The sequence below is a fragment of the Sphingomonas sp. H160509 genome (assembly GCF_024124765.2).
Taxonomy (GTDB): Bacteria; Pseudomonadota; Alphaproteobacteria; order Sphingomonadales; family Sphingomonadaceae; genus Sphingomonas.
In genome coordinates, this window is sequence record NZ_JAMXSR020000001.1 from 258,642 (window position 1) to 271,681 (window position 13,040).

Annotated in this window: 10 protein-coding genes and 3 pseudogenes; 8 read left to right on the top strand and 5 right to left on the bottom strand. The window is 62.9% G+C overall.

Going from position 1 to position 13,040, the window contains the following annotated elements:
• Positions 1 to 57: 57 nt before the first annotated feature.
• Together NHF48_RS01355 and NHF48_RS01360 are read right to left on the bottom strand one after the other, a co-directional pair.
• Complete coding sequence (locus NHF48_RS01355) at positions 58 to 1,302, bottom strand: homoserine dehydrogenase (RefSeq protein ID WP_342454535.1); 1,245 nt, start codon at positions 1,300 to 1,302, stop codon at positions 58 to 60.
• A gap of 17 nt (positions 1,303 to 1,319) precedes the next feature.
• Positions 1,320 to 1,743, bottom strand: a pseudogene (locus tag NHF48_RS01360) (VOC family protein).
• Positions 1,744 to 1,847: 104 nt separating this feature from the next.
• On the opposite strand from NHF48_RS01360, the gene NHF48_RS01365 reads away from it, so the two are divergent.
• On the top strand, positions 1,848 to 2,717 hold the full coding sequence (locus tag NHF48_RS01365) for a LysR family transcriptional regulator (RefSeq protein ID WP_253069803.1): 870 nt from the start codon (positions 1,848 to 1,850) through the stop codon (positions 2,715 to 2,717).
• A gap of 208 nt (positions 2,718 to 2,925) precedes the next feature.
• Positions 2,926 to 3,874 (top strand): annotated as a pseudogene (locus NHF48_RS01370) (IS630 family transposase).
• A 373-nt stretch (positions 3,875 to 4,247) separates the two neighbouring features.
• Here the strand turns inward: NHF48_RS01370 and NHF48_RS01375 are convergent.
• Complete coding sequence (locus tag NHF48_RS01375; RefSeq protein ID WP_056476515.1) at positions 4,248 to 4,898, bottom strand: recombinase family protein; 651 nt, start codon at positions 4,896 to 4,898, stop codon at positions 4,248 to 4,250.
• A gap of 185 nt (positions 4,899 to 5,083) precedes the next feature.
• Here NHF48_RS01375 and NHF48_RS25675 point away from each other — a divergent pair.
• The 4 genes and pseudogenes from NHF48_RS25675 to NHF48_RS01390 form a co-directional block, all read left to right on the top strand.
• Positions 5,084 to 5,209, top strand: a pseudogene (locus tag NHF48_RS25675) (hypothetical protein); the annotation flags it as partial.
• Between the two features lie 25 nt (positions 5,210 to 5,234).
• Entirely contained in the window at positions 5,235 to 6,359 is a 1,125-nt protein-coding gene (locus tag NHF48_RS01380) for a helix-hairpin-helix domain-containing protein (RefSeq protein ID WP_263816589.1), read from the top strand.
• Between the two features lie 28 nt (positions 6,360 to 6,387).
• Positions 6,388 to 6,681 (top strand): AAA family ATPase, encoded by a 294-nt coding sequence (locus NHF48_RS01385; protein ID WP_263816613.1) that lies wholly within the window; start codon positions 6,388 to 6,390, stop codon positions 6,679 to 6,681.
• Between the two features lie 134 nt (positions 6,682 to 6,815).
• Complete coding sequence (locus NHF48_RS01390) at positions 6,816 to 7,289, top strand: ATP-dependent DNA helicase (protein ID WP_263816590.1); 474 nt, start codon at positions 6,816 to 6,818, stop codon at positions 7,287 to 7,289.
• Positions 7,290 to 7,522: 233 nt separating this feature from the next.
• On the opposite strand, the gene NHF48_RS01395 is transcribed toward NHF48_RS01390, so the two are convergent.
• Positions 7,523 to 9,718, bottom strand: coding sequence for a GAF domain-containing hybrid sensor histidine kinase/response regulator (locus NHF48_RS01395; protein WP_253069804.1), 2,196 nt, complete (start codon positions 9,716 to 9,718; stop codon positions 7,523 to 7,525).
• A gap of 347 nt (positions 9,719 to 10,065) precedes the next feature.
• Here NHF48_RS01395 and NHF48_RS01400 point away from each other — a divergent pair, with 347 nt between their 5' ends.
• Positions 10,066 to 10,491 carry a fasciclin domain-containing protein gene (locus NHF48_RS01400; protein ID WP_253069805.1) on the top strand — a complete coding sequence of 142 codons (426 nt, stop codon included), beginning with the start codon at positions 10,066 to 10,068 and terminating at the stop codon, positions 10,489 to 10,491.
• A 60-nt stretch (positions 10,492 to 10,551) separates the two neighbouring features.
• Entirely contained in the window at positions 10,552 to 11,541 is a 990-nt protein-coding gene (locus NHF48_RS01405; RefSeq protein WP_253069806.1) for an NAD(P)/FAD-dependent oxidoreductase, read from the top strand.
• 47 nt (positions 11,542 to 11,588) lie between these two features.
• Here the strand turns inward: NHF48_RS01405 and crtI are convergent, their stop codons facing one another.
• Positions 11,589 to 12,722 (bottom strand): phytoene desaturase family protein, encoded by a 1,134-nt coding sequence (gene crtI / locus NHF48_RS01410; protein ID WP_263816592.1) that lies wholly within the window; start codon positions 12,720 to 12,722, stop codon positions 11,589 to 11,591.
• Positions 12,723 to 13,040: the final 318 nt, after the last annotated feature.

The window sequence follows — 13,040 nt, forward strand, 5'->3', positions numbered from 1 at the left end:
CATCGCGTATCGATTAACATTTTCCCCATCGATCTCAATGTCGGTTGGGTCGGCTAGCTACTGCACTGCACCATAAAGCTGCCCGTCTGCTTTCTTTCCAACCCTGTCGTTCCCGAGATGCGTTCGATTCCGAGAACGCAGTGACCTTCTCCCTCGCCCTCCCTTTGCAGCAACGCGCACCAGCCCCCCTGCTGCCCGCCGGACCAAGTCGTGAGCATAGTTCCTGCCCGCTTCCAACCCGCCAGCAAAGCCCGACGCCTCTGCACTATGCCCTTGCTGATAGCGGTCAGTCTTTCCACTCAGCCGCCAAGAGACGATCCGCGAGAATATGTTCGAGATCCTTGAGGGCCGCTGCCGCCGTGGCGGTCGGCCCCGATCCTCCCCCATGGCTACGACATCGCCCATGAAATCGGTGGTGATCCGAATCGCCTTGTTATTGTCGGTGACGTGGGCAAGCGGGTCGGCCTGATCGAGGGCCTGTACGCCGACGCTGGCGCGTGCCGTCCCGCCCTCATACCAGATGCGGCCGACGAGCTTGGGTACCAGCGCTTCCGCGCGCCATGCCGCAATCCGAGCTTCTGAGATCGACTGGATGCCTTCAACGGATACGTCCTCCATCGTCAGATCTGCATCCAATCCAAAGTTGGCGAGAAGCAGCACCTTGCAGGCGGTGTCCCAGCCTTCGATATCGTTGCGCAGATCGCTTTCGGCAAAACCGGCATCCTGCGCTTCGGCTAACGACTCTGCGAACCCCATGCCGCCCGACGACATGGCATGCAGGAGGTGATTCGTCGTTGCATTGAGTATGCCCTCGATCCGCAGGATCGAACAGCCCCGCAGCGCATAGTCCAGCAGGTCGATCGTCGGAAGCGCGGCTGCTGTCGCCCCGCTGATCTTGAGCCTCGCGCCCGACGCACGCGCGAGATCGCGCAGGTGCCGTCCGCTATGGACTAGCGCACCCTTGGAGATGACGATCGCATCGTTCCCTGCCGACAGGGCAGACGCGATGTACGCCAGGCCGGGTCCCCCCGTGCGGAAGTCGCTTGGTCCGGCTTCGATCAGCAGGTCTGCACCACTTGTACGGATGAAGTCGGGGCCAGATGCCCCCGTCTCAAACGACTTCAGACGATCCAATTCCAACCCGGCACGGTCGCTGATGCCCGATCGCGATCCGCAGGCGGCAACCAGCCTCACGTCGGTCCGATAAAACTGTCGGTAACGCTCGCGACGGGACAGGAGCATTTCCGCCACGGCCCTGCCGACCCCGCCGAAGCCCACGATGGCGACGCGACACTCGCGCATATCCCCTTCCCGCCGGCTCACTTCGCGAACAGGTTGGAAGGATCAGCGAAAGCTTTCATCTCGACGGCATTGCCGCTCGGATCCTTGAAGAACATAGTCGCCTGCTCGCCGGGCTCACCTTTGAAGCGTGTATAGGGCTTTATGATGAAATCGACGCCGGCTGCCGTCAGCCGTTCGGCAGCGGCCTGCCAATCCCCCATCGGCAGCACGACGCCAAAATGCCTGACAGGCACGTCATGACCATCGACTGCGTTGGCCGATACGGCACAAGTCTCATGCGGTGCGAGGTGAGCGACGATCTGATGTCCGTAGAAATCGAAGTCGACCCAATCGACCGAACTGCGACCTTCGGGACACCCGGAGCAGGTCGCCGTAGAAGGAGCGCGCCCTGTCGAGATCGTCGACGGGAAATGCCAGGTGGAAAGGTGGAATGACAGACATCGGCAGCATCCTGATTGCGTGACGTCATTGCCATACCAAATCACCCGGCATCATGAAAAACGGTATATCGTGAACGTGAGCAACGCGATATCTCATCAATCACGATGATTCCGGAACTTCGTACTCTTATCGCCGTGGCACGGAACGGCACGTTCGCCGCCGCGGCACAGCGGCTTGGTCTCACACAGTCGGCCGTGAGCGGACACATCCGCCGCCTGGAGGATGCCCTGGGCTTCCTCTTGTTCGAGCGCACAGGCCGATCGGCGCGCTTGAACGCTGCCGGCGTCCGTGTCTTGGAACGTGCCGAGGACCTCGTCGCGGCGTTCGACGCTTTGGCAGACCCAGTTCGCCACGAGGAGACGGGCGGGCATCTACGGATCGGCGCCATCGCCTCAGTTCAGACGACGCTCGTCGCGCGGGCGCTCGTATCGTTCGGGGCGCAGTTCCCCACCTGCCGCATCCATCTGGTGCCCGGTGTCTCGCTGCAGCTTCTGGACAGGGTCGATGCTGGCGAGCTTGAGCTTGCCATCGTTATCCGTCCGGCCTTCGATCTTCCATCGAACCTCGCCTGGGTCCCCTTGGTCACGGAGGACTATGCCCTGCTGGCGCCGCGGATGGTCGATGAGGATCAGGACTGGCGAGCGATCGTCGCGACGTGGCCGTTCATACGTTACGATCGTTCCTCCTTCGGCGGTCGGCAGGTGGATCGCTTCCTTCGTCGGGAGGGTGTCCTTCCACAGGAATGGCTCGAAGCTGACGAGATCCAAGCTATGGTCGCGCTTGTGGAAAGCGGGATCGGGTGTGCGATCGTCCCCATCACGGAGGGGTTGGAGCTATCGCCGAACCGCGTTCGGCGTATCCTGCTCGGTGCCGACGCGCCCCGACGCGAGATCGGCGTCGTTCATCAGACGCTAGGATCCACGACCGAAGTAGATGCCCTGATCGGCCGCCTCGTGGACGCAAGACGGGACTGAAGTCAATCCCACTCAACGACCCGCCGGAAGCAACCTATCTCGAAATGCCAGCCGTTGTATGAAAGCGGACGGTCGTGATCAACCGTGCCGTCCCAGTCGCCAATTCGCACGTGGTTTAGAGCGGTTTCCGGTCGATGTGAGTCGAAGAGGGATTCACACGGCCGCGCCGATCTGATTCAGGGTGCTGGCTGGATGGAGGCCGGCGTGGATGGGCAAGCCGTTATCGATGGACTTGAGATCGCGAGCGCTGGCTGCGGTTGATGAGGGGATCAGCTGCCGGGCTGCGGCACGGCGGTTCGGTGTAGCGGCCGCGACGGTGATCCGGTGGCATGACCAGCGCCGCAGCACGGGCGCCTATGCCGCCAAGCCGCAGGGCGGGGACACGCGGTCACGCCGGATCGAGGCGCACCGGGACACGGTCCTGGCGCTGTACGGGGCCCGCCGCGACATCACGCTGGACGAGCTGCGCCGCGAGCTGGGCCAAGCGGGCGTGACGGTGGCGATCTCGACGCTGCACCGTTTCTTCACACGCCACGGCATCACGCGTAAAAAAAGACCGGCCACGCGGTCGAGCAGGATCGCGCCGACGTCCTGAGCGCGCGCGAGGACTGGTTCGACGCTCAGCTCGACCTCGATCCCGAGCGGCTGGTGTTCATCGATGAAACCTGGACGGCAACCAACATGACCCGGAGCCACGGCCGATGCCGTCGGGGCGAGCGTCTGCGGATGGGCTACCCGCATGGCCATCGCAAGACGACCACACTGGTCGCCGGGCTGCGCATGACCGGCATGGTCGCGCCGATGGTGCTCGATGGCCCGATCAACGGCGACTGGTTCGAAGCCTATGTCGGTCAGGTTCTCGTTCCCGACCTCAGGCACGGCGACGTGGTGATCATGGACAACCTGTCCAGCCACAAGCGCGCCAGCGTCTGCGCACTGATCGAGGCGGCCGGTGCCCGGCTGCTGTTCCTCCCCCCCCCTACAGCCCAGATTTCAACCCGATCGAGAAGGCCTTTTCCCGCCTCAAGGCAATGCTCCGAAAGGCCGGGGAGAGGACTGTATCCGGCCTGTGGTCGCTCATCGGCAGGCTGGTCGATCTCTTCCAGCCCCAGGAATGCGCCAACTACTTCAGCTCATGCGGATATGACCCGGACTGAAAGGAATCCGCTCTAGATCGTATTTTTAGGGGGGTGGGGCTGGTAACGGTTTACCAGCTCTCTAGCGCCAACTGCCATCCGCACACTGTCGGAAAACACATGATTGTCTTCGGGCGGCAGGTCAGGTGACGGGGGCTGCTCTAACCTATCCCCGGCACATGCGACAAACCCTGTCGCTTTGTCCGATTGTGCGGAAACCAAAATCCAGAGGTTTTCCGTCACCTACCACAAAAGGGCGGGACGTCGTGCTTAGCGTCAATCCGGGTATACCCTGAGTGGGCATGGGCTTTGGTACACAAAACCCGTTCAAACAGGGTCGATAGCAGAGAAATCGGACACCTCATTATGAGGGTCTAGAGTCTGCCTGAACACATTAAGGGTGCGCGTCTGACATTGCTGCGTCAGCCTCTGCCTGACGACGGCGATCACGAGCAATCTTGGCTAGCAGCGTTCGACTGCACCCAGTCGCATCCATTATATCGCGCCAGCTTCGGCCATCGCGAAGAAGGCTCGAGATCGCAGCGTTGCGGGTCTTGTTCTCGGGACGTCCCTTATAAAGGCCCGCTGCCTTGGCTTTTGCGGTGCCTTCGGCTTGTCGACGACGGCGATCCTCATAGTCCTTACGGGCAACCGCGGCGAGTACGTCCAACATCATGGCGTTGACCGCTGCGAACATTCGGCCGGTGAACTCATCCGTCGGTGCCGTCAGGATCCACGACGTCGGCAGGTCGAGTGCAACAACCCGGACCTGCTTGGCGTCGATTAGATTCCGCAGTTTGATCCAGTCTGGGGAGGTGAGGCGGGAAAGCCGATCAACCTGCTCGACCAAGAGCACGTCTCCCGGCTCGCAATCCGAAAGCAGGCGGAACAGCTCTGGCCGGTGAAGCTTGGCTCCACTTTCGTTTTCGACATAGCGGGCCGCAATCCGAAGCCCGTGCTCGGTCGCAAACACGTCGAGGGCGCTCTTGGCGCGCGACGCATCCTGTTCGGAGGTAGAAGCGCGAAGATAGGCTCGGATAAACATCCCGTAGTCTGCTATATGTGGTACTTATTAGTCTAGTCCTTTTTACGCCGTCAGGACGGGATTAAAGTACCAGCTATTGAGAAATCTGCGAAAGGCATACCTAAACCGCACCATGCTAGGATCAGTGGAATAGCCCGTGAGAGGGCGAGACGGTCGAAACTGGAATATGCACTATATCAGGCGACATGGTCACCGCGCCCACGCATCAATCCGGCAAGACAACGTCTGGGCCACATCACGCGACGATTGGCGGTTCCGTCGAACGGGTGACGTTTCATAACGCGGACACAGGGTTTTGCGTCCTGCGGGTAAAGGTGAGGGGGGCAGCGCGATCTGGTGACACTGGTCGGCCACGCTGCGGCGATCGGTGCCGGCGAATATGTCGAGGCAACCGGGGTCTGGCTCAACGATCGCAACCATGGCCTGCAGTTCAAGGCAGACCAGGTCGAGGCGACGGTACCGACGACGCTGAAGGGGCTGGAGAAGTATCTAGGCTCGGGCATGATTAAGGGGATCGGTCCGGTCTATGCCGCCAAGCTCGTGGCGTCGTTCGAGCATGACGTGTTCGAGGTCATCGAGCATGCACCCGAACGGCTGCGGGAGGTGACCGGCATCGGGCCAGTGCGGGAAGCCAAGATCATTCGCGGCTGGAGCGACCAGCGAATGATCCGGGAGATCATCGTCTGGCTCTACGGCCACGGGGTAAGCTCGGCACGCGCCGTCAGGATCTTCAAGACCTATGGCGATCAGGCGATCGCTGTCATCAAAGCCGACCCGTATCAGCTGGCACGCGACATCACTGGGATCGGCTTCAAAACCGCCGACGCGATCGCCTCCAGCATCGGCTACGGCAAGGAGGATCCCAGACGCGTTCGTGCTGGTGTCAGCCATGCGTTGACCAGCGCCATGGACGATGGCCATTGCGGGCTGCCGCGTGACGATCTGCTGCGGTCAGGCGCAAAGCTCCTCGAAGTTGCCGAACCATTGATCGCACGTGCCCTCGAGGGAGAGCTTGCAGCCGGTGAGGTCATCGCCGGCAAGACCGAGGGTCGTGAGGTCATGTTCCTGGCTGGGCTCTACCGCGCCGAACAGGCGATCGCCGATCGCCTGCTGCGATTGCGCCAAGGCCTGCTGCCCTGGCCTGAGATCGATGCCGAACGCGCCATCCCCTGGGTGGAGGGCAAGACCGGCCTGAACCTGTCCGCAAGCCAGCGCGATGCGGTACGTCTGGCCCTTCTGTCCAAGACCTGCGTGATCACCGGCGGGCCGGGTGTTGGCAAGACGACGCTGGTCAACTCGATCCTGAAAATCCTGGCGGCAAAGCAGGTGACGATGGCACTTGCCGCACCAACGGGCCGGGCAGCCAAGCGACTTGCCGAGTCCAGCGGCATGGAGGCTATGACCTTGCACCGCCTGCTCGAGACAGACCCTGCAGAGGGGCGGTTTCAAGCGCAACGATGATAACCCCCTCGACTGCCAGCTGCTGGTCATCGACGAGGCCAGCATGGTCGATGTCATGCTTATGCATGCCACGCTAAAGGCGCTACCGGCAGGCGCAGCGCTGCTTTTGGTCGGTGACGTTGATCAATTGCCATCGGTCGGTGCCGGGCAGGTGCTTAAAGACGTCATCGGCAGTGCGGCCGTGCCCGTCGTACGGCTGACCGAGGTGTTTCGTCAGGCGGCAACCAGCCGCATCATCCTCAATGCCCACCGCATCAATGCCGGCGAGATGCCGGACCTCAGTGCGCGTCGGGAAGGGGGACTTCTTCTACATCGAGGCTGAGGAACCTGGTGACGTCGCCGACAAGGTGGTCGATCTCGTGTCCCGGCATATTCCACGCCGCCTCGGGTTTGAGCCCGCCCGCGACATCCAAGTGCTGGGACCGATGCAGCGGGGAGGGGCGGGGGGCGCGGGCATTGAACACGCTACTTCAGCAGCGCATCAATCCGCCGACTGATCAGTTCGTCGAGCGGTTCGGCCACCGCTATGGGGTCGGCGATAAAGTCATGCATATCGTCAACGATCGCGAACGTGACATCTATAACGGTGATCTCGGCGTGGTGACCGGTGTCGACCACTCCGAGGCTGAATTGACGGCGCTATTCGGCCAGACAGAGGCGACCTTCGACTTTGGTGAACTCGATGCACTCCAGCTCGCCTATGCCACCACGATCCACAAGTCGCAGGGATCAGAATATCCTGTCGTCGTTCTGCCCCTGACCATGCAAGCGTACACCATGTTGGGGCGTGAGCTGATTTACACCGCCGTCACGCGTGCGAGAAAGCTGTTGGTGATCGTTGGCTCACGCAAGGCGCTTTCGATTGCCGTCAAACGTCGCCAACCAAGGCGGTGGTCGCTGTTGAGAGAGCGGCTGGCGAAGCTTATCTGACAAGGATCGTTAGCCCCGCTGATCGGTCAACGTCAAAGCAGACCTTCTGCTTTCAAAAGTGGTGGAAACCGGTCTGTCCGCTTTCGGGCAGCGATTCCGGTAAGCAGTCGTTCATTCAGGTAGTGGTGTGGGGCCAGTTGGCTTATTTAAAATAAAGACCAGCTTTGCAGTTTGGAGCGACGTTCCGAATTAAAGCCGGCCTTCGTTGGCGGTATGCGCTCCAACGTTCATATTTAACTCCGAAAAACCTGCTTCAGGCTGGCAATGGAATAAGGTTTTCGCAGAAGGTTAAACTCTGTCGCACCTTGCTTGGATAGAATCTCACTATATCCGCTTGTCAGGATGATCCGTATTTTGGGCAGTCGACGGCGTATTTCGCGTGCCAGATCGATGCCGTTCATGCCCGGCATCATTACGTCCGAGAAAACAAAGTCGAACCCGTCGCGGACCAGTTCGAGATGAGCCAGCGCTTCCTCCGCATGCCGCGCGAGGACTATGTCGTGACCGAGGTCGCGCAACGCCGCTGAGGCGAACGCGCCGACCTCGGGATTGTCCTCGACGACCAGGATCCGGAAGCTTTCGGACTGGTCCGCGCTTGGTTCGACGTACCCGCGTCCGGTTGCCGGCCCCTGCCGTTCGCGCGGCAGGAACAGCGTGAAGGTCGCGCCTTCGCCCGGCTGGCTGGTTGCCACGACTTCGCCACCCGCCTGCTTGGCGAAACCGAAGACCTGCGAGAGGCCAAGACCGGTGCCGCTGCCGATGTCCTTCGATGTGAAGAAGGGTTCGAAGATCCGGTCGATGTCCTCGGGTGGAATGCCGGTACCTGTGTCGGCGATTGACACGCAGACGAAGTCCCCGTGACGCTGTTGGTGGCCGCGGACCGCCGGGATCGTGTCGCACGGGTTGACCGTGATCGTCAGGCGTCCCCGCTGGCCCATCGCGTCGCGCGCGTTGACCGCCATGTTGACGATCGCGGTCTCGAACTGGCTGACGTCGGTGTTCGCGAAGCAGCGCGTCTCGGACAGCTGCAGATCGACCTCGATCAGCGCGCCCGACAGCATTTCCATCATCTCGTTCAGGCTGCGGATCGTATCGCCGACGTCGAACACTTCGGGCGTGAGCGACGATCGACGGGCAAAGGCGAGAAGCTGGCTGGTCAGCTTGGCGGCGCGGTCCGCGGTCTTTGCGATCGCGTCGACATAGCGTCCGCGACGACCGTCGGCGAGGCCGGGCTGTTTGAGGAGATCGGCGGAACCACGAATGACGGTCAGCAGGTTGTTGAAGTCGTGCGCGATCCCGCCGGTGAGCTGGCCTAGCGTTTCCATCTTCTGCGCCTGGCGCAGCGCATCATGGACTTGCGTCAACTCGTCGGTCCGCTCTGCCACCCGCCGTTCGAGCGTGACGTTGTTCTCCTGCACCGCCGCAAACAGCCGCGCGTTGTCGATCGCGATCGCAGCCTGCGCGGCGACGCCGACGATCAGGCGCTCGTGGCGAAGCGTGAACCGGTGTGGATCGGAATGCCCGAACAGCAGCCCGCCGAGCACTTCGCCCGATCGCGACACGACCGGCACCGCGAGATAGCTGCGCACCGGCAGGTGACCCGTCGGCATTCCGGCATGGGGCGCGTTCTGCGCGTATCGCGAGTCGGCGAGGATATCGTTCGAGCGCACGACGCCTTCGTTGCGGAAGGTGGGGCCGAACACCGCAGTCGCGCGAGGGCGGCCGAGATTCTCGAAATCGGCGCGCCGGGCACCCGACAGCGTGAACAGGTGGAACCGTTCGCCGGATTCATCCAGAAGATTATGGAAATAGGATCCGAACTGCGCGCCGGTGAGTTGCACGGCCGCATCCGTCACCATCTGCACAAGCGGTTCGAGTTCGAGCTCTGCGGCCAGGGACGCGCCGGTTCGGTTCAGCGTCTCCAGCGTATGCGTCTCGGCCAGCAGGTCTGCTTCGGCGCGAACGGTCGGGGTCACTTCGATCACGATCGCGATCACACCGGCAGGTATGCCGTCCGCGTCCGGCACGGGCGAATAGTTCAGGTCGAAGAAGACCCGTTCCGCTGATCCGCCGCGCACCAGCGTCATCTCCTGGCGCGAATAGGTCAGGGTCTCGCCGCCCAGCACAATATTCAGGACCTGATCGTTGAACGCGGCGACCTCCGGCCAGGCATCGCGCACGGGTCGGCCGAGGATAGCCGGATGTCTAGGCCCGGCGATTTCCGAATAGGGGGCGTTGTAAAGCAGCACGCCGTCGGAGCCCCAAAGCAGCGCCATCGGTAGGGGCGAGCTCAGCATGATCGCGACCGCGGTCTGCAAATGCGACGGCCAGGTGGTGGGCGCGCCGAGTGCCGACGCCGACCAGTCATGCGCGGCAATCGCCTTGCCCAGTTCACCACCGCTACGAAGAAACGCCGGAACCTCGGTCACGTCGACGGGGCTTCACGGAGCGAATACGCGAACGCACCCGAGCTCAAAGAGGATGACAAAGGCAAACGTCCGCTCCGTATCGTCGATACCCGCAGTATCTGCGTGGTGGAAAAGCCGTAGCTCTCTTTCGTGGTCGGATTAGCACGTGGCATGGACGACGTCGATTTCCATACGACCGAAAGGTCATATCGCGCATCGTGTGGCCGGGTGGAAAGAGGGGCGAGCCGAGCGACGACACGGCGCGGCGATTTCCGATCCTTGGCCCCGAACAGCGGCTGCGGCGGATCGTGGTGCCGGTCGAAACCTTGGCGAACACGCTTTTTTTGCTCTGACTCAGGATCTAGAAGATGACCGATACCAAGCATGATATTGTCGATACCGCCGTTGCCGCGGGCTCGTTCACGACGCTGGTCGCCGCGGTCGGCGCCGCGGGGCTGGTCGACACGCTGAAGGGCGAGGGGCCATTCACCGTCTTCGCACCGTCGGACGACGCCTTCGCCGCGCTGCCGGCCGGCACCGTCGACGATCTGGTCAAGCCTGAGAACAAGGCCAAGCTGACCGAGATCTTGCTGCTCCACGTGGTGCCCGGTACGGTGATGGCGGCGGACGTGAGCGGCAAAATGCTCGACCCGGCCACCGCGGGCGGCGCGACGGTCCATGTCGATGGCACCGACGGCGTGACCGTCAACGGCGCCAAGGTGGTGACCGCCGATATCGCCTGCACCAACGGTGTGATCCACGTGATCGACAAGGTGCTGCTGCCGACCGGCTGAGGCCCTGTACAATCCGGCACCGGGACAGCAATGTCCCGGTGCCATCGGTTGGAGATATGCGTGAAGGTTGCGATCGTCGGTGCGGGCATTGCAGGTCTATCCTGCGCGCTACGGCTCCAACAGGATGGCTGCGACGTCACCGTGCTGGACAAGGGTCGCGGTGCCGGTGGACGGATGTCGACGCGGCGGATCGCGATACCCGGAGGCGAGGGGCCCCGAGGCGAGGGGCCCGGCGGCGAGGGGCCCGGCGGCGAGGTCGCCTTCGATCACGGTGCGCAGTATCTGACGATGCGCGATCCCGCGTTCGTCGAAGCGATGCACGGTTGGGAAGCCGCTGGGGTGGTCGCACGCTGGCCCGCTGCCGGCGAACACGCGTGGGTCGGGACCGATGGCATGAGCGCGATCGTCAAGCACCTCGCCGCGCAAGCCGAGGTCCACTGGAACTCCCGCGTCACGGACATCCGCCATACGGCCGAAGGCTGGCGGGTCGAGGCGCCGGTGACCCAATCGCTGACGGAGACCTTTGACGCCGTCGTCGTCGCGACGCCCGCCGAGCAGGCCGCGCCGTTGCTCGCGCCGCACGATCCGGCGATGGCGAGCGAGGCGCTCGCCTGTCGATCTGCGCCGTGCTGGACGGCGATGCTCGCGTTCGACCGTCCACTGGCGATCGCGCACGACGTGATCAGGAACGCAGGAATCATCGACTGGGCCGCGCGCAACAGCGCGAAGCCCGGACGAACGGGCCCGGAAGCCTGGGTCGTGCACGCGACGCCGGCATGGTCGACCGCGCATCTCGAAGAGCCGGCGGATACCGTCGTCGATCGTCTGCTCGTGGCCTTGGCGATGCAGTGCGGCGCCGCCATGCCCGCGCCGATCGTTCGCGCCGGGCATCGCTGGCGCTATGCCCGCGCGACGGCCACCGACCTCGGCTGTCTGTGGAACGGTAGCGATCGGATCGGTGCAGCGGGCGATTGGCTGATCGCACCGCGCATCGAGAGTGCGTGGCTATCCGGGCGGCAGCTTGCCGAGCAGATGCTGGCCGCCGTGTAGCGCGTCCGCCGCTGGGCTGTGTAGCGCGCGCGCCGCGCGTGCGCCGTTCAGACCTCGGCCAGCCCCAGCCCCATCGCCAGCGCTCGATCATCGCCAACCTCCGCCGGCACGCCGCCGACGATCCGCGGATCGATCGCGAAATCGCGCGCGATCTCTCGCACCGTCACCTTGGCGGACATCATCACCGAGGGCGTGCCGCCACCGGGCTGCGTACCTTGGCCGACCAGATAGAGGTTCGTGACATCCTCGCTGCGGTTGTGCGGGCGGAAGAACGCGGTCTGCGTCATCCGTGGCTCGACCCCGAAGCCATTGCCGAGATGCGACCCCAGCACCTCTTCGAAATAGTCCGGCGTCACGAAGCTGCGATGAACGATCCGTTCGCGCAGGCCCGGAATGTAGCCGCGTTCGTCGAGGAACGTCAGCACCGTGTCGGCAAAGCCTCCGCCGACCTCCTCCCAGTCGATATCGCTCTGGTTGTTGGGGACCGGGATCAGCGTGTACGCGGCGTGATGCCCCGCCGGCGCAAGGCTGGGGTCGGTGATCGTCGGGATGTGGAGATATTGCGAGAAGTCGTCGGCGAGGATCTTGCGTTCGAAGATGTCGGTCAGAAGCTCCTCATAGCGTGGGCCTAGGATGATGTTGTGGTGCCGCAGGTCGGGGTCGCCGTCCTGCATCCGGTAGCCGAAATAGATCACCATCAGCGACATGCTCTGCTTGCGGAACTTGACCAGCGCGTCGCGATTGATCCGCCGGTGCGCCTTGTCGACGAGCTTGAGATAGGTCGTCGCATAGTCGGCGTTGGAGACGACGAGATCGGCCGCCAGCGTTTCGCCGTTCGCCAGCGTCACGCCGGTGGCGACGCGCTTGCGACCGCGCTTCTCGACCTCGATCCGATCGACCTTGGCGTTCAACCGCACCGATCCGCCGAGTTCCTCGAACTTGCGGACCATCGCTGAGACGAGCGCTCCGGTACCGCCGACCGCGAAATGCACGCCCCAGGTCTTTTCGACGAAATGGATCATCGCATAGATCGCGGGGACCTTCATCGGATTGCCGCCGATCAGCAGCGGCTCGAAGCTGAACACCTGCCGCATCTTGTCGCTCTTGAAATATTTCGAGATCAGCGAAAACAACGGCTGGATCGCGCCGAGCTTCAACAGGTCGGGAAGGACGCCGACCATCGAGCCGAGCGAGCCGAAATAGGTGTAACCCGAGCTCGAGGAAGCCGCGCTCGAAGATGGCGCGGGCAGCCTCGTGGAAGCGTTCGTAGCCGTCGAGATCCTCTGGGGCCAATCGCGCGATCTGTGCCCGCACGTTAACCGGGTCGGCGTCGTAATCGAAGAAACTGCCGTCGTCGAAATAGATCCGGTAGAACGGCAGGATCGGCACGATGTCGACATAGCGCTGCGTGTTGGGACCACCGCTTGCGCCCGATACGATGCGGCTGCCTTCCGCCAACACAGATGGTGGAAAATCCGGTTCGTTTAGCATCGCCGCGT

Coding starts and splice junctions, on each gene's coding strand:
- NHF48_RS01355 (WP_342454535.1), bottom strand. CDS start 1,302: ATGCGCGAGTGTCGCGTCGCCATCGTGGGCTTCGGCGGGGTCGGCAGG.
- NHF48_RS01365 (WP_253069803.1), top strand. CDS start 1,848: ATGATTCCGGAACTTCGTACTCTTATCGCCGTGGCACGGAACGGCACG.
- NHF48_RS01375 (WP_056476515.1), bottom strand. CDS start 4,898: ATGTTTATCCGAGCCTATCTTCGCGCTTCTACCTCCGAACAGGATGCG.
- NHF48_RS01400 (WP_253069805.1), top strand. CDS start 10,066: ATGACCGATACCAAGCATGATATTGTCGATACCGCCGTTGCCGCGGGC.
- crtI (WP_263816592.1), bottom strand. CDS start 12,722: ATGGTCGGCGTCCTTCCCGACCTGTTGAAGCTCGGCGCGATCCAGCCG.